This is a genomic window from Catellatospora sp. TT07R-123, from assembly GCF_018327705.1.
Taxonomy (GTDB): Bacteria; Actinomycetota; Actinomycetes; order Mycobacteriales; family Micromonosporaceae; genus Catellatospora.
Genome location: NZ_BNEM01000001.1, coordinates 3,587,844 through 3,606,054 on the forward strand (window position 1 = coordinate 3,587,844; position 18,211 = coordinate 3,606,054).

Here is an 18,211-nt window from a genome sequence, read left to right on the forward strand (position 1 = left end):
TCCCTCCCCGGCGCGGGAGGGGTCCGCGCCGACCGGCAGCCTAGCGGGGACAGCCCACCCGGGTGTGCCTGTGATTCACTGTGCCCGTGGCAGAGCGCGGGGACGGTACGTCGGCACAGCTGGTCAGCGGCGAGGCGGTGCACCTGGAGGTGCGGCTGGCCCGCGCCGGTTCGCGCGTGCTCGCGCTCATGCTCGACATGATCGTGATGGTTTTCGCGCTGATGATCGTGGCGACGGTGCTCACGCTGGCGCTGGCGCTGGCCGGGTTCGGCGGCCCCTCCGCCCCCATCGCGTACGTCGTGTCCTCGGTGCTGGTGCTGGTGGTCTACCCGGCCGTGCTGATGGTGCTCACCCGCGGCCGGTCGCTGGGCAAGCTGGCGATGGGCCTGCGGGTGGTGCGCGACGACGGCGGCCCGGTGACCCTGCGCCACGCCCTCATCCGCGCCCTGGTCGGCACGGTGCTGGAGTGGCCGGGCATCCTGCTGCCGGTGAACTGGGCGACGAGCCTGGCCGTGCTCATCGGCTCGGGGCGGTCCAAGCGCCTGGCCGACCTGGCCGCGGGCACCATCGTCATCCACGACCGCACCCCGCAGAGCTGGGGCTGGGTGCCCACCACCCCGCCGTACCTCCAGGAGTGGGCCTCGACCCTGGACCTGACCGGGCTCGACGACGAGCTGGCGCTGGCGGCGCGCCACTTCCTGTCCCGCAGCCGCAGCCTGCGCGAGCCGTACCGCACGCGCCTGGGCCAGGCCCTGGCCGCCGAGATCCTGGCCGTCACCACCCCGCAGCCGCCGCCGAACACGCCCGGCTGGGTATACCTGGCCGCCATCGTCGGCGAGCGCCACCGCCGCTCGGCGCTGCGCCTGGCCCGCAACCGGGCGAGCCACGCCGCGCTGTGGCCGCAGCTGTTCCCGCAGCTCCCGACGCAGCCCACGGCCGCACCGGCGACCGGCGCACCCGCGACCCTCGCGCCGGCGGCCGACACGTCGCTGCGCGCCGCCGCGCCGGTGGCCTGAGCCCCGCTGAAACGCCGGACGCCGCCTCGGTCCCGACCGGGGCGGGTCGGGTCCGAGGCGGCGCCGTCCGAGCGGGCACCGCTCAGCTGAAGAGGCCGGCCCCCCAGAAGTCGCCTTCCTTGGCGACGCCGGGCGGGCAGGCCCACAGGGCACTGGACGTGTGCCGGATGTACTCGTTGAGCGTGTCGTGGCGGGCCAGGTTGCGCTGCACCGGCACGAACTGCTTGCGCGGGTCGCGCTGGTACGCCATGAAGAACAGGCCCGCGTCCAGCCGCCCGAGGCCGTCGGAGCCGTCGACGAAGTTGTAGCCGCGCCGCAGCAGGTGCGCGTCGCTGTTCTGCGCCGGGTGCGCCAGCCGGACGTGGGCGTCCATCGCGATCGCCGGGGAGCCGTCGGCGCCCTTGGCCGCGAAGTCCGGCTCGTCGAACTCCTTCTGCCTGCCCAGCGGCGCGCCCTCGCCCTTGTCCCGGCCGAAGATCGCCTCCTGCTCGGTCAGCGAGGTGCGGTCCCAGGTCTCGATCAGCATCCGGATGCGGCGGGTCACCAGGTAGCTGCCCCCGGCCATCCACGCGGCGCCGTCGTCGGCGTGCGCCCACAGCTGCTCGTCGAGCAGCTTGCCGTCCTCCAGCTTGAGGTTGCGGGTGCCGTCCTTGAAGCCCATCAGGTTGCGCGGGGTGGCCTGCGCGCGCGAGGTGCTGGAGGTGCGCCCGAAGCCCAGCTGCGAGTAGCGCACGCTGACCACGCCGAAGCCGATCCGGGCCAGGTTGCGCACCGCGTGTACGGCCACCTGCGGGTCGTTGGAGCAGGCCTGGACGCAGATGTCGCCGCCGCTGATCTCCGGCTTGATCGCGTCGCCGGGGAAGTGCGGCAGGTCCTCCAACGCGGCCGGGCGCTTGTCGGCGATGCCGAACCGGTCGACGCCGTCCGCGTCGCGGAACAGCGACGGGCCGAAGCCGACGGTCAGCGTGAGGCCGGAGGCGGGCAGGCCCAGCGCCTCGCCGGTGTCGTCCGGCGGCGCCTCGGGCTGGCCGCCGACGGCGCCGAGCAGCCCGGCGTCACGGCCCGCGGTCATCCGCGCCGCGGCGGCGGTCCACTCCCGCAGCATCTCGACCAGCCGGGCCCGGTCCTTCGTGATCACGTCGAAGGCGACGAAGTGCAGTCGGTCCTGCGCCGGGGTCACGATCCCCGCCTGGTGGGCCCCGAAGAAGGGCACCGGGGCGCCTGGCGACGCGGCGGCCGGGTCGGGGGCGTCGTTCATCATGACCGAGCCGACCGCGGCGGCTCCGGCTACGCCGGCGATACCGACGCCGGCGGCGGTGAGGGCGGTGCGTCGCGATACCACGTGGTCACATCCGTTCGTGGGGGGCGGGGAGGCCCCGCGGCGCCGGTCGGCGCCGCGGGGCCCGGGGTTCACTTGGAGATGACCGCCGCGATCTTGCTGATCGGCTCGGCCAGCGCGTTGATCACGTTGGTGAGCTCCTTCAGGTCGGCCTGGCTCAGCGCGGTGTGCAGCTTCCAGCCGTCGCCGTCGCGGTGCTTGCCCAGGGTGTCGTCGACGTTCTTGAACGCGGCGTCCAGGCTGGCCACCAGTTCGGGGGCACGCTCCTCCAGGGTCGGGCGCAGCGCCTGCACGGCGGCCTTGGAGCCCTCGACGTTGGCGGCGAAGTCCCACAGGTCGGTGTGCGAGTAGCGGTCCTCCTCGCCGGTGATCTTGCCGCTGGCGACCTCGTCGAGCAGCTCCTTGGCACCGTTGGCCAGCTGGAGCGGGGACAGCTTCTCGGCGTCGGCCTTCGCCACGATCTCCTTCACGTCGACCAGCAGCTGGTCGGCGATCGGGCCCGACTTCGAGATGTCGTTCTTCTCCCACAGGTCCTGCTCCAGGCGGTGGAAACCGGTGAAGGCCATGCCCTCCTCGATCACCTCGGCCCGGCCGTCGATCTTCGGGTCCAGGTCGCCGAAGATCTCGGCCACCGGCTCGATGCGCTCCCAGTACGTACGCACCACCGGGAACAGCGCCTTGGCCTTGGCCACGTCGCCGGCCTTGACCGCCGCGACGAACTCCTCGGTCTTGGGCAGCAGCGCCGCGGTCTGGCTCTGCACGTAGCGCTGGTAGCTGGCGGTCGCCTCGGCCAGCTTGGCGTCGGCGGTCAGCGGCGCGGCCGAACCGGTCGCCTTGAACGCGCCCCGGATGCCCTTGCCGGTCATGCCCGGCTTGCAGGCGGTCTCGTACGTCCCGGCGGCCAGCTCGACCTTCAGCTCGCGGGTCAGGCCGGGCGCGATGTTCTCGATCTCGCCCATGACCCGGTCGCCGGCGGCGTACACGTAGAACTCGGTCACCTTGGCGCCGGAGTTGGTGACATTGAAGGTCACCGTGCCCGCGGCGTTCTCGACTCGGCCGACCTCGCAGGCGGTGTCGGTCGCCTTGACCGCGATCGGACCGGTGGTGGCGCCGGGGGCGGCCGGCTCCGGGTCGGTGGTGCACGCGGTCAGGCCCAGGCCGAGGACGGCCACGGCGGTCAGGGCGGGAAGCTTGCGCATCGGTCAGGCTCCTGTGTTCCGAGGTGGGGATCAGTTGGTTCCGAGGTTCGGGGCGGACGCCGGTCGGCGCGCGGCCCGGCGCGGGTCAGGCGGGCTGGGACGAGCCGCCGTCGCCGACCGGGGCCGGGGGCGCGACGGTCGCGGGGGTGGTGCGCGCAGCGGGCGACGGCGGCCGCCGGAACAGGAAGAGCACGAGGACGGGCACGGCGTACCCGACCCAGGCGACGGTCTCCAGCACGGTCGGTGCCGGGGTGATGTTGAACATGCCGCGCAGCAGCTCGGCGTACCAGGTGGTGGGGTCGAGCGTGCCGGTGATGTCGAAGGCCGACGTGGTCAGGCCGGGCAGGATGCCGGCCTCCTGCAGGTCGTGCACGCCGTACTTGAGGATGCCGGCGGCGACCAGGACCAGCAGCACGCCGGTCCAGGTGAAGAACCTGGTCAGGTTGATTCTGAGGGCGCTGCGGTACATCAGGAAGCCCAGCAGGATCGAGGTGGCGATGCCGCTGACGATGGCGACGACCGACCAGCCGGAGGCGGCGCCCTGGACCGTCGCGAAGAAGATCAGCGCGGTCTCCAGGCCCTCGCGTGCCACGGCCAGGAACGCGGTCAGCACGACGGCCAGCGGTCCGAGCTGGATCGCGGCGCCGAGCCTGGCGCGCAGGTCACCCGCGATCGAGCGGGCCGCGCGGCGCATCCAGAAGATCATCCAGGTGACGAAGACGACGGCGACGATCGAGGTGACCGCCTCGAACAGCTCCTGGCGCTGGAACTCCAGGTTGGCGCTGGTGAACTGGAGCAGCGCGGCGAAGCCGACCGACAGCGCCGCGGCGACGCCGACGCCGGACCAGACGTACGGCAGGCGGCTGCGCAGGTCCGACTTGACCAGGAAGGCGACGAGGATGGTCACCACCAGGGTCGCCTCTAGCCCCTCGCGCAGACCGATCAGGTAGGTCGCGAGGAAGACGTTGCCGTTCATCGGTGCTCCCGGGGGTGTCAGAGCCAAGCCTTGCCTTAATAAGGCGAGGCACACCTTAGCGTAGGCTTCCCTGACACCATAAGTCGACCGGGGTCACTTCACTGGAACGGCTCCAGAAAGCAGTGACCTGCGGTGGGACGTCAGTACCGGTAGTGGTCCGGCTTGTACGGTCCCCCGATCGGTACCCCGAGGTAGTCGGCCTGCGCCTTGGTCAGCTCGGTCAGCCGTACCCCCAGGGCGTCCAGGTGCAGCCGGGCGACCTTCTCGTCCAGCTTCTTGGCCAGCGTGTACACGCCCACCGGGTACTGCTCGCGCCGGGTGAACAGCTCGATCTGCGCCAGCACCTGGTTGGTGAAGCTGTTGCTCATCACGAACGACGGGTGCCCGGTGGCGTTGCCCAGGTTGAGCAGGCGGCCCTCCGACAGCACGATGATCGAGTGGCCGTCGGCGAAGCGCCACTCGTCCACCTGCGGCTTGATGTTGATCCTCGTCACACCCGGCGTACGCGTCAGCCCGGCCATGTCGATCTCGTTGTCGAAGTGGCCGATGTTGCCCACGATCGCCTGGTGCTTCATCCGCGCCATGTGCCCGGCGGTGATCACGTCCTTGCAGCCGGTCGCGGTCACGAACACGTCCCCCGCGGCCGCCATGTCGTCCATCGTGGCGACCTGGTATCCGTCCATCGCCGCCTGGAGCGCGCAGATCGGGTCGACCTCGGTGACCACCACCCGGCCGCCCTGCCCGCGCAGCGAGTCGGCGCAGCCCTTGCCCACGTCGCCGTAGCCCGCCACCACGCACACCTTGCCGCCGATCAGCACATCGGTGGCCCGGTTGATGCCGTCGACCAGGGAGTGGCGGCAGCCGTACCGGTTGTCGAACTTGCTCTTTGTCACCGCGTCGTTGACGTTGATCGCCGGGAAGAGCAGGCGGCCCGCGGCCATCATCTCGTACAGCCGGTGCACGCCCGTCGTCGTCTCCTCGGTGACGCCCTGGATGCCCGCCGCGATCGCGCTCCAGCGCCGGGGGTCCTCGGCCAGCGAGCGCCGCAGCACGTCGAGGATGACCGCGTACTCCTCGGAGTCGTCGCCACCGGGCGGCGGCACCGCCCCGACCTGCTCGAACTCGGCGCCCTTGTGCACCAGCAGGGTGGCGTCGCCGCCGTCGTCGAGGATCATGTTCGGCCCCGCGCCGCCCGGCCAGCGCAGGATCTGCTCGGTGCACCACCAGTACTCCGGCAGCGTCTCGCCCTTCCACGCGAACACCGGCACCCCGGCGGGCGCGTCCGGCGAGCCGTCGGGGCCGACCGCGATCGCCGCCGCGGCGTGGTCCTGGGTGGAGAAGATGTTGCAGCTGGCCCACCTGACCTGCGCGCCCAGCGCCACCAGGGTCTCGATCAGCACCGCCGTCTGCACGGTCATGTGCAGCGACCCGGCGATGCGGGCCCCCGCCAGCGGCTGCGCACCGGCGTACTCCGCCCGCACCGCCATCAGGCCCGGCATCTCGTGCTCGGCGAGCTGGATCTCCTTGCGCCCGAACGCGGCGAGCGAGAGGTCGGCGACCTTGAAGTCGCCGGGGGCGAGCGGGCTGGCCATCGGAGTGCTCCTGTCGGTTCGGCCGGGTCGGCACGGGGGCCGAGTGGGCCGAGCGGGCATACGTGTGGCCCGGCCCCCGGGCGGACCCTCCGCTCCAGGGACCGGGCCACACTCCCCCCGGTTTGGTTCCCCCGCGCGTGGCTCGGATGAATGATCCCGATAACGCTGCGTGGTTAAAGGGTCACACTCTGTCGAGTCGCTGTCAAGCAGATCGGTCAAGATTCGACACGCGGCGTGTCCGGCGCATCACCACAGCGTAATCACGACACCATCGCATCAGACAAACCCCACCCAACCGCCCTCCGCGCGCCCGCGCCCGCCCCGTTCTTCAATAGACGTTGGCCTATTACGTGGACTGAGAAGAGATCATCTTCCACGTAATAGGCCAACGTCTATGGAAAAGCCGGGGTGTGGCGCCGGGTGGGCGCGGGGGTGGGGCCGGGGTGCTCAGAGGGAGCCGGTGTACGCCTCGCCCGCGCCACTGAAGGTCAGGGAGCCGCCCGCGGGCAGCCCGTACGCCGCCTCGCCGCCGCGCAGCGTCACCGACCCGCTCTCGTCGCCCACCGTCACCGTCCCGGCCGCGCAGAACACCGTCCGCGGCCCGTCCAGCGCCACCCGGGCCTCGCCGACCTCGTCGTCCAGCCGCACCCGATGCAGCCGGAAGTCGGGCACCGGCACGCTCCAGGTGACCACGCCGGGCGCGACCGGCTCGGGGTCGCGTACGGGCTCGTGCAGCGGCTCGAAGCGCAGCACACGCAGCAGCTCCGGCACGTTGACGTGCTTCGGGGTGAGACCGCCGCGCAGCACGTTGTCGCTGGCCGCCATGATCTCGATCCCGGCGCCGCGCAGGTAGCCGTGCAGGTTGCCCGCCGGCATCCAGATGCCCTGGCCGGGCTCCAGCAGCAGGTGGTTGAGCAGCAGCGACACGACGACGCCGACGTCACCCGGGTATTCCTGCGCCAGGCGGCGGACCAGCCCGCGCGGGCCGCCGCCGACCTCGCCGGACGGCAGCTTGCCGGCGTTGGCGGTGACCTGCTCCAGCAGGTCGGCCCGGTCCGCGGCGGGCCAGCTCAGCAGGGTCTGCACCGCTTCGCGCAGGTCGCCCGCCGCCAGGGCGCCGACGACGCGCTTGAGCCCGGTGACCGACAGCGCGTCGACGAGCTCGGCGGAGGCGGCCGGGGCGCGGAAGCCGCACAGCGCCTCGAACGGCGTATACGCCACGAGCAGCTCGGGCTTGTGGTTGCCGTCGACGTAGCTGCGGTGCGGGGCGGTGCGGGGCACGCCCGCCCGCTCCTCGGCGGCGAAGCCGTCGGCGGCCTGCCGCGCGTCGGGGTGGGCCTGCAACGACAGCGAGCGCTCCGCCGCCAGCAGCTTCATCAGATACGGCAGGCGCGCCCCGTACGCGGTGTGCGCGTCGGCGCCGAGCAGTTCGCCCGGCGCCGACGCGATGGCCTCGGCCAGTGACCGGCCGTCGATCGTGGAGGGGCTGTCGGGGTGCGCGCCGATCCACAGTTCCGCTTCGGGTCCCGCACTGGGCACCGGCCGCCCCTGGACCTGCGCGATGATCTCGCGCGATCCCCAGGCATACGGCCGGATCGGGTTCTGGAGTCGGCGCACGGGGGTCAGCCCTTCGCGTAGTCGATGTCCGGTTCGAGGTAGATTACCCGGGCGATGGGCACGGCGGCCCTGATCCGCGCCTCAGCGGCGTCGATGCCGCGCGCGATCTCGTCGGCCTTCTCATCGTGACGTACCGCGATCTTCGCGGCGACGAGCAGCTCCTCCGGGCCCAGGTGCATCGTGCGCATGTGGATCACGCGCTCGACCTCGGGGCCGTCGACGATGGCGGCCGCGATGGCGAGGACGTGCTCCTCCGTGGCCGACTCGCCCAGCAGCAGGCTCTTGGTCTCGACCGCGAGCACCACGGCGATGGACACCAGCAGCAGGCCGATCATGGCGGTGCCGGCCGCGTCCCAGCGGCCCTTGCCCGTGATCAGCGTCATACCGACGCCGATCAGCGCGAAGACCAGGCCCACCAGCGCGCCGAAGTCCTCCAGCAGGATCACCGGAAGCTCCGGCGCCTTGGCGCGCCGGATGAAGTTCTTCCAGGACACGCCGTTGCGGATCTGGTTCGACTCCTTGATCGCCGTCCGGAAGGACAGCGACTCCAGGATGATCGCCATTACCAGCACCGCCACCGGGACCCACTGCCACTCGGTGATCGGCTCGGGGTGCTCCCACTTGTGGTAAGCCTCGTACAGCGCGAACAGGCCACCCACGCTGAACAGCACGATCGACACGATGAACGCGTAGATGTAGCGCTCCCGGCCGTACCCGAACGGGTGCAGTGCCGTCGCCTCGCGCTTGGACCGCCGCCCGCCGAGCAGCAGCAACAGCTGGTTGCCCGAGTCCGCCACCGAGTGGATCCCCTCGGCCAGCATCGACGACGACCCGGTCAGCCCCCAGGCCACGAACTTCGTCACCGCGATGCCGAGGTTGGCGGCCAACGCCGCCACGATCGCCTTGGTGCCGCCCTCGGCACTCATGCGTCCACCCCGACCGTCGACATCCCGCAGATCCCATACTTCACTTGCGCAACTGCTCCTTCAGCTCCGTGACGGCCGGCACCGCCATCGGGTCCAGGCCATGCCCGAGCCCGAGGTACACCGAGGCGAAGTCGGTCGCCGCCACGAGCGAGGCGAAGCGCTCCAGCGCCGAGCCTCCCTCAGCGGTGAGCACGTCCACCTCGATACCCCGCCTCGCGGCGATGTCCTGCACGACCTCGGCCCGCCGGTCCGTCGTCTGCGCCGCACTGTTCTCGTCGGCGAGACCACCGTCGCACAGCAGCACCACTTTCAGACGCGGAGGGTCGGCCGAAGGCCCGTCGACCTCCGGATCAGCGAAGATGTCCTTCTCCAGCGCGGCCAGCGCACCGAAGACGCCGTCGAGCAGGCCGACCCGCCCGCGGCCGGCCTCGCCGAGCGCGTCGGTGACGACCGGGTAGCGGGCGTTGGCCGACAGCATGTCGCCGTAGCGCACCGCCGCGACCGCCGCCAGCGGCGAGTCGCCCCAGATGACCGGCACCGAACCGGCCAGGTTCAGCGCGAGGGTCTTGGCCCGGTTGACGAAGGTCTCCGCGGTCGGCCGGCAGCGGTCGGCCTCCAGGTCCAGCCGGGTCGCGGTCTCGGCCAGGTCGGCCTCGTTGACCTTGACCAGGCCGAGCGACCGTGCGGTGAGCAGCACCGGCACGGCCAGGCCCCACAGGTTCGCCCGCGCCGCGCCGCGGCGGGGCACCGGGATGAACGGGGCCCGGTAGCGCTCGGCCACCGACTGGAGCGGCGAGCCGGGGGCACCGATCCCGACCAGCCGCGCCCCGCGGCGCCCGGCCGCCTCCGCGACCGCCAGCGCCTCCGGCGAGCGGCCGGAGGCCGACACCGCGATCACCACGTCGGCCGCGCCGATCCAGGCGGGCACCTCGACACTGCGGTGGGTCAGCACGGGCACCAGGCAGCGGGGCCCGGCGATGGTGGTGAGGATGTCACCGGTACGGGCTGCCGTACCGGCACCCACCACCACGATCGCCCGGGGGCGCCCCTCGTCAGCCAGGTGGGTCAGGTCCACCTCGGCGGTGAGGGTCGTCGCCTCGCGCACCTGCGCGCCCGCCGAGGCGATGGCGCGCAGCATCCCGCCCGGGTCCCGGGCGGCCAGGCCCGGGGCATCGTCGAGCAGCGCCTCGTCGAACCACCGGTTGCCGCGTACGCCCGCGGCGCCTTCCAGCGGCGGGATGGCCATCAGGCACCCGCCTTGCCGGTCAGCACCTCGTCGAGCAGCAGCACCGGCAGCCCATCGCGCACCGGGTACACCCGGCCGCACGAGGTGCAGGTCAGCGTCTGCGCCTCGGGGTCGTGGCGCAGCGGAGCGTGATCCTCCGCCGGGCAGGCGAGAATCTCGAGCAGTTGCGGGTCGAGCGACACGTCGGCTCCTTGAAGTAACAGCCGCAACATGGCACGGCAGGCTAACGACTGATCTTCACACGGCATGAACTTCGCAGCCCTGCTCTGAGCAGCGTACGAAATCTATCAACCTCGGTGGGGCAGTCGATGTTCGCGAGCCGTCTGACACCCGGGACAGCGCGACGCCCGCGCAACCGATCAACTCCCTGCCAGTGGGTATAGTGCAGTGTCGGACTCATGGAGTACCGACAGATCAGTCTGCTCATGTTGGCGCGTCCGCTCGCAGCTGATCGGTCATGGTAGACGAGCTTGAGGTAGATATGCAGCGGGACATTCGAGTTGTTGCTTTCGATCTGGACGACACCCTCGCCGTGTCCAAGACCAGGATCGACGACGAGATGGCTAGACTTCTCGCGCGCCTGCTATCGACGGTCGACGTGTGCATCATCTCAGGTGGCAGGTTCGAGCAGTTCGTCAAGCAGGTCCTGCAGCACCTCGATGTCACCGACACTGCCCGTGCGCGCCTGCACCTGATGCCGACATGCGGCACGCGCTACTACCGCTGGGTTGATTCGCGGTGGCACGCCCTCTACATCGAAGATCTCAGCGAATCCGACAAACTTCGCGTCGTGGATACTTTGACACAGGGCGCCAAAGAGCTCGGCATGTGGGAAGAGAACACATGGGGCGACATCATCGAGGATCGCGGCAGCCAGATCACCTTTTCCGCGCTCGGCCAGAGCGCACCTGCCGAAGCCAAGTACCGCTGGGATCCCGATGGCACGAAGAAGCACGCCTTACGAGCCTGGGCGGTGGATCGGTTGCCGGATCTCGAGGTGCGCGCCGGCGGGTCGACATCCATTGACGTCACCAAGAAAGGCGTGGACAAGGCTTACGGCATGCGCCAGCTCGTCCAGCGCCTCAACCTCGACCTGGATGAGGTCCTGTTCGTGGGCGACCGCCTCGAGCCTGGCGGCAACGACTACCCCGTCAAGGAAATGGGCATCCAGTGCGTCGCGGTGGAGCGCTGGGAGGACACAGCGGCATATGTCGAGAAGCTGCTCGCGAACCAGGCAACCGGCCTCGGTCGGGGCCTGCAGCCCGTCGGCTAAACAGAGAGGGAGCTCGTGCCAGCCAAGGCCCACCCCCGCGCGGGACAGCCCGTCGGTCCCGGCGACTCGGTTGACGTCGCACGTCTAGTCACGGCCTACTACACGGAGCATCCAGACCCTGCACGGCGAGAACAGCGGGTCGCCTTCGGGACCTCTGGCCATCGCGGTTCGAGCACGACCTTGTCCTTTAACGAAGATCACATCGCCGCTACAAGCCAGGCGATCTGTGACTACCGGGCGGCCTCCGGCATCGACGGACCCTTGTTCATGGGGAGGGATACGCACGCCCTGTCGGTGCCCGCGCTTGCGACAGCGCTAGAGGTGTTTGCAGCGAACGGCGTGCTTGTCGCCCTCGACGCGCGGGATGGGTACACCCCCACCCCTGCGGTGTCTCGCGCCATCGTCGTCTACAACGATGGCCGAACGTCAGGCCTCGCCGACGGCGTCGTTGTCACCCCCTCCCACAATCCGCCGGGCGATGGAGGATTCAAGTACAACCCCCCTCACGGCGGACCGGCCGATACTGAGACGACTAAAGTCATCGAGGATCAGGCCAACAGGTTCCTCGGTACCGGGCTGCGCGGGGTGTCCCGCGTAACGCTGGCCGAGGCTCGCCGCGCCGAGACCACTACGGAGTACGACTTCCTTGATGCCTACGTGCGGAACCTGCCTGCTGTGATCGACATGCAGGCGATCCGCAACGCTGGCGTGACTATCGGAGCGGACCCGCTGGGAGGCGCGAGCATCGACTACTGGTCCGCGATCGCCACCTACCACGACCTTGACCTGGTCGTCGTCAATCGGCAGGTCGACCCCACCTGGGGATTCATGACCCTCGACTGGGACGGCAAGATCCGCATGGACTGCTCCTCTCCCCATGCCATGGCTTCGCTGATCGCCCGCCAGAAGGAATACGACATCTCGCTCGGAAACGATCCTGACGCCGACAGGCACGGGGTCGTGACGGCTGATGCGGGCCTGATGAACCCCAACCACTACCTGGCGGTGGCGGTGGACTACCTGTTTCGCCACCGGCCGCAGTGGCCGGGCAACGCCGCTGTGGGAAAGACCGTCGTCACATCGTCAATGATCGACAGAGTGGCCGCCCGGCTCGGCCGTCAACTGCTCGAGGTCCCCGTCGGCTTCAAGTGGTTCGTTGCTGGCTTGCAGACAGGAGCGATCGGATTCGGCGGCGAAGAGAGCGCTGGCGCCTCGTTCCTCTGCCGAGATGGAAAAGCCTGGTCGACCGACAAGGACGGCATCATCCTGGGCCTATTGGCGGCCGAGATCAAGGCCGTGACCGGAATGTCGCCGAGTGAGTACTACGAGCAGCTCGTCGCCGATCTCGGCGAGACCTGGTATGCGCGCCTGGACGCACCCGCCAGCCCCGAGATACAGCAGGGCTTGTCCCGTCTTCGCCCAGAGGACGTCTCCGCCAAGAAACTGGGCGGGGACCCCATCACCGCGAAGCTCAGCCATGCCCCAGGCAATGGGGCTGCGATCGGCGGCCTGAAGGTAATCGCTGAAACCGGTTGGTTCGCCGCTCGGCCGTCGGGCACCGAACCCGTCTACAAGATCTATGCTGAATCATTCGTGGGACCCGAACATCTCACACGCATTCAGCAGGACGCCCAGTCCATCGTCGCAGATACGCTGAACGCCTGAACCTGTTGCGGCCGCAGGTTTAATTCATCCCGGCCAGCGATCTTCGGGATGAATTAAACCTGCGGATCGGTCAACTGCTATAGGTTACGGTCACCCGAGCCACCCGGCAGCCGGAAACAAGCACATATCCGTGTACGACCGCGTCACCCATCGGCTCGATGACCGGTGCTGGCAAGCCGAAGTCCTTGTTGCACGTCACCGCGAAGATCGCGGACGCCTTAGCGCTGCCTGCAGGCACGATGTCCCGGCTCGTGTACTGCAGATCAGGTTGCCAGCCAAGGTTACGCAGCTCTTCCAGTTCGTGCTCCGAGAAACTGAACATCGGTTCCAGAGTGGGTGTTTCCGGGGCAGCTCTTGGCCCGTCGATAGAGGCGACACGGAACAGAAATCGGCTATCCGGAAGCGCCAGGTCGAGAAGGGTTGCCGCAAAGGCGAGCTCCGAGAGGCCCATCGCCCCGATCATGGAATCGACCCGGGGTCCGCTCAGCCCGATCTGGGAGAGCAGCGCTGGCGGTTCCACCGTGACCAGCTCTGGAACAACCACTTGGGCCACATTCTGACGAAGTATGTCGATCAGCGTCGCGTGGCTCTGGTTGCTTGACACGGAGTGCGTGAAGATCGTTAGATCTCCTACGGATATGCCCCTCTGCCCAGCTAGCGCTTCCAGCAGGGGGATGATGTGCTCCTCGGGCGGCGACATCACGTTCAACCCCGATGCCACAGCCGCATCGACCTGCACCGAGTATGCCTGCAGGTCGGGAACCGACCGATAGCCTCTGCCGAGGCTTCCCAATGACAGCGCCCCTGGCAGCCTTCGGGCCGCCAAGGTCGTCCCGTCAACGTAATCGAATACTCCGGCCCATTTCTCGCTGGCGTGGGCACCCTGGATCAGCTGCCCGGCACGTGCACCCGGGCTTTGATCCCGAAGCCCTTCACCCGCAGCGACCTCGACTTTCAGCCGCGAACCGACAAACACCCGCTCGGCCGCCTCCGTGGCTGCCCCGTCGATCCTGCGTTTGCGCTCGTCTTCGGCGTGCCCGTCGTCGGGTGCCATTGACTCGACAGCCGCGCCTCTGGCCGCGGCTGCGATCGCCGCGATGAGGACAGGCACCGGCGATTCGAGGAGAGCCGACTCCGGCACAGCGCCAACCCTCTCGACGACGTCGACATGGGAGACACGCGAATCGACGGATCGGATCGCCTCAGTAAGAAAGTCGGTCTTGAGCACTGGTCATCACCCAGATCAGTCGTGCCGATCCACAGCTGTATCTAGATCTCGTACGCCCGGATCGTTCTACGTGTTAGGTCGGCTACATAAGCAACATGCTCGTACGTCATGTGACTGTACGTCGGAAGCCATAATGCATCTCGCGCGACACGCTCTGCAACCGGACAGGCTCGGTCGGCGTAACGCGCAAAGATCGGCTGATGGGTCAGGGCAGGCCATACCGCTCGGGCGTCCACTCCCGCCTCACGAAGATCTGCCACGAGGCGGTCTCGGTGGGTGGTGGTGACTGCATAGAGCCAGCAGGAATAGGTAGCCCAATCTGCGATGGGGCGACTGTTGCAACCCGAGTCGGCCAGCAGAGAGTCGTACCACCCGGCGACGCGGCCCCGGGCCGCGACGAGCGCGTCCCATCGCTGCAGCTGCCCGAGGCCAACCGCGGCCGTCAGATTGGTCATCCTGAAATTACGTCCCAGAGTTTCATGCCAGTAGGGACGATCAGGCACGAAGCCGTGGTGAACCATCGAACGCATTCGATCGGCAAGGTCCGAGCGGTCTGTGGTGACGCATCCCCCCTCCCCTGTGGTGATCGTCTTGTTGGCATGGAAACTGAACACGGAGATATCGCCGAGCGAGCCGACCGGCCGGGTCTTGTACATGGCACCGTGCGCTTCGGCAGCATCTTCGATGATCGGCACGCCAAATGCGGAAAGCCTGTCGTAGTCCGCAGGGTGACCCATGACGTCGACTGCGATGATCGCTTTGGTACTCGCGGTAATCGCCTCCGAAACGGCCGTCGGCGACAGCGTCCATGAGCCGGGCTCGACGTCAACGATCACGGGGGTGGCGTCGACCGCAAGAACTGACATTGCCGGCGCGGCGAAGGTGAGCGCAGGAACGATCACCTCGGCACCTCGGCTGACACCGAGCACACGCAGCGCCAATTCAATCGCCAACGTGGCGTTGGACGTGGCTACGGCATGCCGCCGCCCCACCCGGAGGCTGACCCCATCCTCGAACTGCTTTATGAAGGCTCCCGTGCCGGATATGGAACCATCCTTCATCGCCTTCAGGACGAAGCCGGTCTCGGTCTCCCCCACATCCGCATCCGACAACGGAATCCGGATCTTGCCCGCCTCACTCATCTTGTTCTCACCCCCTCTAACCCGTTCTCGCCAAGCAGCGCGGCGAGCGATTCGACAAGGCTAGTAGAGGTCTTCCATCCAGTCCGGTCGAATGTCGCCCGCGGGTCTCCCACTAGGACTGTCTCGTCGCCCTGCTGGATGGACGGGAGGATCTCCACCTGACAGCCGGCAACCTCGACCAGACGCCTGGCGGCCGCCTCGATTGTCACGCCCTCACCACTACATACGTTGTAGACTGCCCCGGACTCGCCCCGAGCCATCAGGTCCTGCAGGCCGCCGACGGCGTCTTTCACATCGACGAAATCCCGCACCGCCCGCAAATTTGCCACCGCAACGTGCGAGTCTCCCGTCAGAACGGCCCGCTTGACTCGTCGCACCAGCGACGGCATGAAGAAGTCGTCTCGCTGACCTGGACCGAAGATGTTGAACAACCGGGCAACCACGACATCGGCACCTCGACGACAGCTTTCGAAGGCCGCCGCCTCGGCTGCGACCTTGCTGGCCGCGTACGAGGTCCTAGGTGTTGGATACGCCGTCTCCGCTATCCGGTCCGCCGCCTCGCCGTAGACAGCCGCAGTGCTGGCCAGCAGGATTCGGCACGACGGACGGTGGGCGAGCACCGCCTCGATCACGTGGACCGTACCCATGACGTTGGTTTTCCACATCTCCGCAGCTGCGGAGTCGGCGAGCGCACCATTTGCCTGCGCCGCCAGATGGTACACAAGGTCGGGCTGGATACGGCTGATCATGTCGGCGATGCCCTCTGCCGACCGAACATCGGTGTGGGGCAGGTCGGCTGCAAAGACGTTCTCACCACGACCCTCAAGATCGGCAACGAGGTGCCGGCCGATGAACCCGCTGGAACCTGTCACGACGATCTTCATGACCGCTCTCCCGTCAACGACGCCACGCGAACCCGAGCCCTACCAGACACCCGCCGACTAACGCACTGGAGATCCCCACAGACCACCAGTCACTCGCGGCGACCCATTTAGACACAAGATCCACCAATCCGGGAATTCCAACGACCGCGAGGGCTGCCGCAACCAAAGCCAAGATTATTCCAGTGCGGCCCCTTTCGTCCTGCTCGCGAGCCTGCGCCAGGCTGCCCGCCACCGCGCGTATCCGATCGAGATCTCTGCTAACCGACGTGTCCAGCCGGCCAAGTTCGAGCAGTCCTGCCATATGATCGCTGAACGATCTGTTGCGAGGCTCCCGCAGCGAACTAGTGAATTCACGCATGCGACCCAGAACTGCGGAGTGCAGGACCTCGGTGCGAGTCAGCGAATGGAGCTCGTTCATCGTCAGCGCTGTATCCACCAGCAGGCTGTCCAGGGATATACGCAGTTCCTGAGAGAGATGGCGTAGATACGCCGACCGCAGAATACAAGCCGATGCGACGAAGATCGATGATGAGTCGTAGCCGAAATTCGCCATGCGGTATAGCGATCGTCCCCGCAGCCAGGCCGGGATATGGGCCACTTCCATACAGCAGGTCTCGTTCACAAGAACCATGTGATCGTCGAAAAACGAGAATCCATGCCGGATCGCCCCGAAAACCAGTTCTGGGCTTCGTTCACGCCAGAGCCCGTCGTTTATCACATGGTCCGAACTGTGCTCCAGAATCGCAGACAGCTCCCAGCAGTACTCGCGCGTCTCATCGATGCCGCGAAATCGACCCTCAGGCTCCCGGCCGCCCGTTCCTGTTATATCCCATATTTGGATGCCCATGACGCCATCCACACATTGCGTGTCGACCGCAGACGTCGTCTTGGCGTAACCATCGCCGACCAGGGATTCCTTCAGGCATGAGGCTCGCGCCCCAACCTCGTCATCGCTCTTGATAGCGCGAATGATTTTGAGGCAGTCGTCTACGTCCAGCGCCTCGTCAATCCTGATGTAGCCAAATTCCTGATCTCGCGCCACAGAAATCACGTAAGGCACGGCGGAAACAAGATAAGAACCACCGAACGTCAGAATCGAATGAACGACGTCGCATTCACTTGCATGGGGCAGGATCTCCGTCAACGCAGCAGAGGCCGGGCCTGCCGACCGCACGGTCTCATAACTGAAACCACTGCCGGGCAGAAGCTTCGACGAGTAGGAGAGCTCTCCCCGGTCCTTGTCTTGTGCTGGTAGGTCGAACCTGATTGGCGTCTCAATTCGATGAAAATAATAGACGACGAGGCTCAGCCCGCTTATCCGGAGCCTGCCCGCACTGCCCTTGTCTGGCACCTCGGCAAGCGTGCGAACCACTTCGATCTTGTATGACATCAGCCCTCCGGGCCGGCACGTCGATTCGCCATTGAAACTAACCTATGTGTAGCTCATTGTCGATGACGATGCAACGACCGCAATGGCCCATCGGTCATCAACGCGAGTACAACCGGCATCCCTCTGCATAATCTGCCCGTTTAAATGACCTCTCACTAAGCCAATTGTACAGAATTGCTCATGTGAATCTAGTTGTTCTAGTTGACGTGGCTGATTTGAAGGCACGAGTGCCGCCGGAGCGGACGTATCGCCGGCACACGTGTCTTGCGCCTCCAGATCGATGATTCGGAAATCAGCGGAAGTAGGCGATCAGTGATCTTGGGATGGGTTGGCTGGTGCGGTTGTTGAGCTAGATCGCCGCCGCCAAAGGCAAGGAGTCGCTGCGCCCACGCGTGTGGCGACTCCTTACAACGTACGGCCTCTGTGGCGCTCCAGGTCGAGTGGCCTCTTGAGGATGCCGCTGACGGCCTCGATGAGCCGGCGTACGGCTTTGATCAGGTGCGCGCCGGGACGCGGGGCACGGTTACGGAAGCCGACGCATGAGCAGCCGGGCGCCGTTTTCGGCCAGTTCGCGTTCGAAGGCGGCGGAGTTGTAGCCGCCACGATCGTCTGGCCCGGGCGAGGCCGAGTAGATCGGGTTCGACGTCGAAGATCGCGGCCGGGATCTCCCGTTCGTCGGCTCGGGGGGTGGCCAGTGCCCAGGCGATGGGCATGTCGT

General features: G+C 67.7%; 15 protein-coding genes. 3 read left to right on the plus strand and 12 right to left on the minus strand.

Annotated features, from left to right (window positions below):
• Window positions 1-86 precede the first annotated feature (86 nt).
• Window positions 87-1,016: an RDD family protein gene (locus Cs7R123_RS15355; RefSeq protein ID WP_244871844.1), complete on the plus strand. Its 930-nt coding sequence runs from the start codon at window positions 87-89 to the stop codon at window positions 1,014-1,016.
• Between the two features lie 82 nt (window positions 1,017-1,098).
• Here the strand turns inward: Cs7R123_RS15355 and efeB are convergent, their stop codons facing one another.
• From efeB to Cs7R123_RS15395, 8 genes are all read right to left on the minus strand, one after another.
• A complete protein-coding gene (gene efeB / locus Cs7R123_RS15360; protein ID WP_212827158.1) occupies window positions 1,099-2,358 on the minus strand; it encodes an iron uptake transporter deferrochelatase/peroxidase subunit in 1,260 nt (419 codons plus the stop codon).
• A 68-nt stretch (window positions 2,359-2,426) separates the two neighbouring features.
• On the minus strand, window positions 2,427-3,554 hold the full coding sequence (gene efeO, locus Cs7R123_RS15365) for an iron uptake system protein EfeO (protein WP_212827160.1): 1,128 nt from the start codon (window positions 3,552-3,554) through the stop codon (window positions 2,427-2,429).
• Window positions 3,555-3,639: 85 nt separating this feature from the next.
• Complete coding sequence (efeU, locus tag Cs7R123_RS15370) at window positions 3,640-4,530, minus strand: iron uptake transporter permease EfeU (protein WP_212827162.1); 891 nt, start codon at window positions 4,528-4,530, stop codon at window positions 3,640-3,642.
• A 140-nt stretch (window positions 4,531-4,670) separates the two neighbouring features.
• Window positions 4,671-6,122, minus strand: coding sequence for an adenosylhomocysteinase (ahcY, locus tag Cs7R123_RS15375; protein WP_212827164.1), 1,452 nt, complete (start codon window positions 6,120-6,122; stop codon window positions 4,671-4,673).
• A gap of 447 nt (window positions 6,123-6,569) precedes the next feature.
• Window positions 6,570-7,739 carry a mannose-6-phosphate isomerase, class I gene (gene manA / locus Cs7R123_RS15380; protein WP_212827166.1) on the minus strand — a complete coding sequence of 390 codons (1,170 nt, stop codon included), beginning with the start codon at window positions 7,737-7,739 and terminating at the stop codon, window positions 6,570-6,572.
• A gap of 5 nt (window positions 7,740-7,744) precedes the next feature.
• Window positions 7,745-8,665: a cation diffusion facilitator family transporter gene (locus Cs7R123_RS15385; RefSeq protein ID WP_212827168.1), complete on the minus strand. Its 921-nt coding sequence runs from the start codon at window positions 8,663-8,665 to the stop codon at window positions 7,745-7,747.
• 40 nt (window positions 8,666-8,705) lie between these two features.
• Window positions 8,706-9,911: an SIS domain-containing protein gene (locus Cs7R123_RS15390; RefSeq protein WP_212827170.1), complete on the minus strand. Its 1,206-nt coding sequence runs from the start codon at window positions 9,909-9,911 to the stop codon at window positions 8,706-8,708.
• Complete coding sequence (locus Cs7R123_RS15395; RefSeq protein WP_212827172.1) at window positions 9,911-10,093, minus strand: Trm112 family protein; 183 nt, start codon at window positions 10,091-10,093, stop codon at window positions 9,911-9,913. Before Cs7R123_RS15395 ends, Cs7R123_RS15390 begins: the two co-directional genes overlap by 1 nt.
• A gap of 275 nt (window positions 10,094-10,368) precedes the next feature.
• Between Cs7R123_RS15395 and Cs7R123_RS15400 the strand changes: the two genes are divergently transcribed.
• Both Cs7R123_RS15400 and pgm read left to right on the plus strand, forming a co-directional pair.
• Window positions 10,369-11,184, plus strand: coding sequence for an HAD-IIB family hydrolase (locus tag Cs7R123_RS15400; RefSeq protein WP_244871845.1), 816 nt, complete (start codon window positions 10,369-10,371; stop codon window positions 11,182-11,184).
• A 15-nt stretch (window positions 11,185-11,199) separates the two neighbouring features.
• The gene (pgm, locus tag Cs7R123_RS15405; protein ID WP_212827174.1) at window positions 11,200-12,849 is read left to right on the plus strand and encodes a phosphoglucomutase (alpha-D-glucose-1,6-bisphosphate-dependent); all 1,650 of its coding nucleotides are present in this window, start codon (window positions 11,200-11,202) and stop codon (window positions 12,847-12,849) included.
• A 70-nt stretch (window positions 12,850-12,919) separates the two neighbouring features.
• Here pgm and Cs7R123_RS15410 read toward each other — a convergent pair whose 3' ends face one another.
• From Cs7R123_RS15410 to Cs7R123_RS15425, 4 genes are read right to left on the minus strand one after another with little or no spacing between them, the layout of a single operon-like run.
• On the minus strand, window positions 12,920-14,077 hold the full coding sequence (locus tag Cs7R123_RS15410) for a fructose-bisphosphatase class II (RefSeq protein ID WP_212827176.1): 1,158 nt from the start codon (window positions 14,075-14,077) through the stop codon (window positions 12,920-12,922).
• Between the two features lie 41 nt (window positions 14,078-14,118).
• Window positions 14,119-15,219 carry a DegT/DnrJ/EryC1/StrS aminotransferase family protein gene (locus Cs7R123_RS15415; RefSeq protein ID WP_212827178.1) on the minus strand — a complete coding sequence of 367 codons (1,101 nt, stop codon included), beginning with the start codon at window positions 15,217-15,219 and terminating at the stop codon, window positions 14,119-14,121.
• On the minus strand, window positions 15,216-16,103 hold the full coding sequence (locus Cs7R123_RS15420; RefSeq protein ID WP_212827180.1) for an NAD(P)-dependent oxidoreductase: 888 nt from the start codon (window positions 16,101-16,103) through the stop codon (window positions 15,216-15,218). Before Cs7R123_RS15420 ends, Cs7R123_RS15415 begins: the two co-directional genes overlap by 4 nt.
• A 13-nt stretch (window positions 16,104-16,116) precedes the next feature.
• Window positions 16,117-17,493: a hypothetical protein gene (locus Cs7R123_RS15425; protein ID WP_212827182.1), complete on the minus strand. Its 1,377-nt coding sequence runs from the start codon at window positions 17,491-17,493 to the stop codon at window positions 16,117-16,119.
• Window positions 17,494-18,211: the final 718 nt, after the last annotated feature.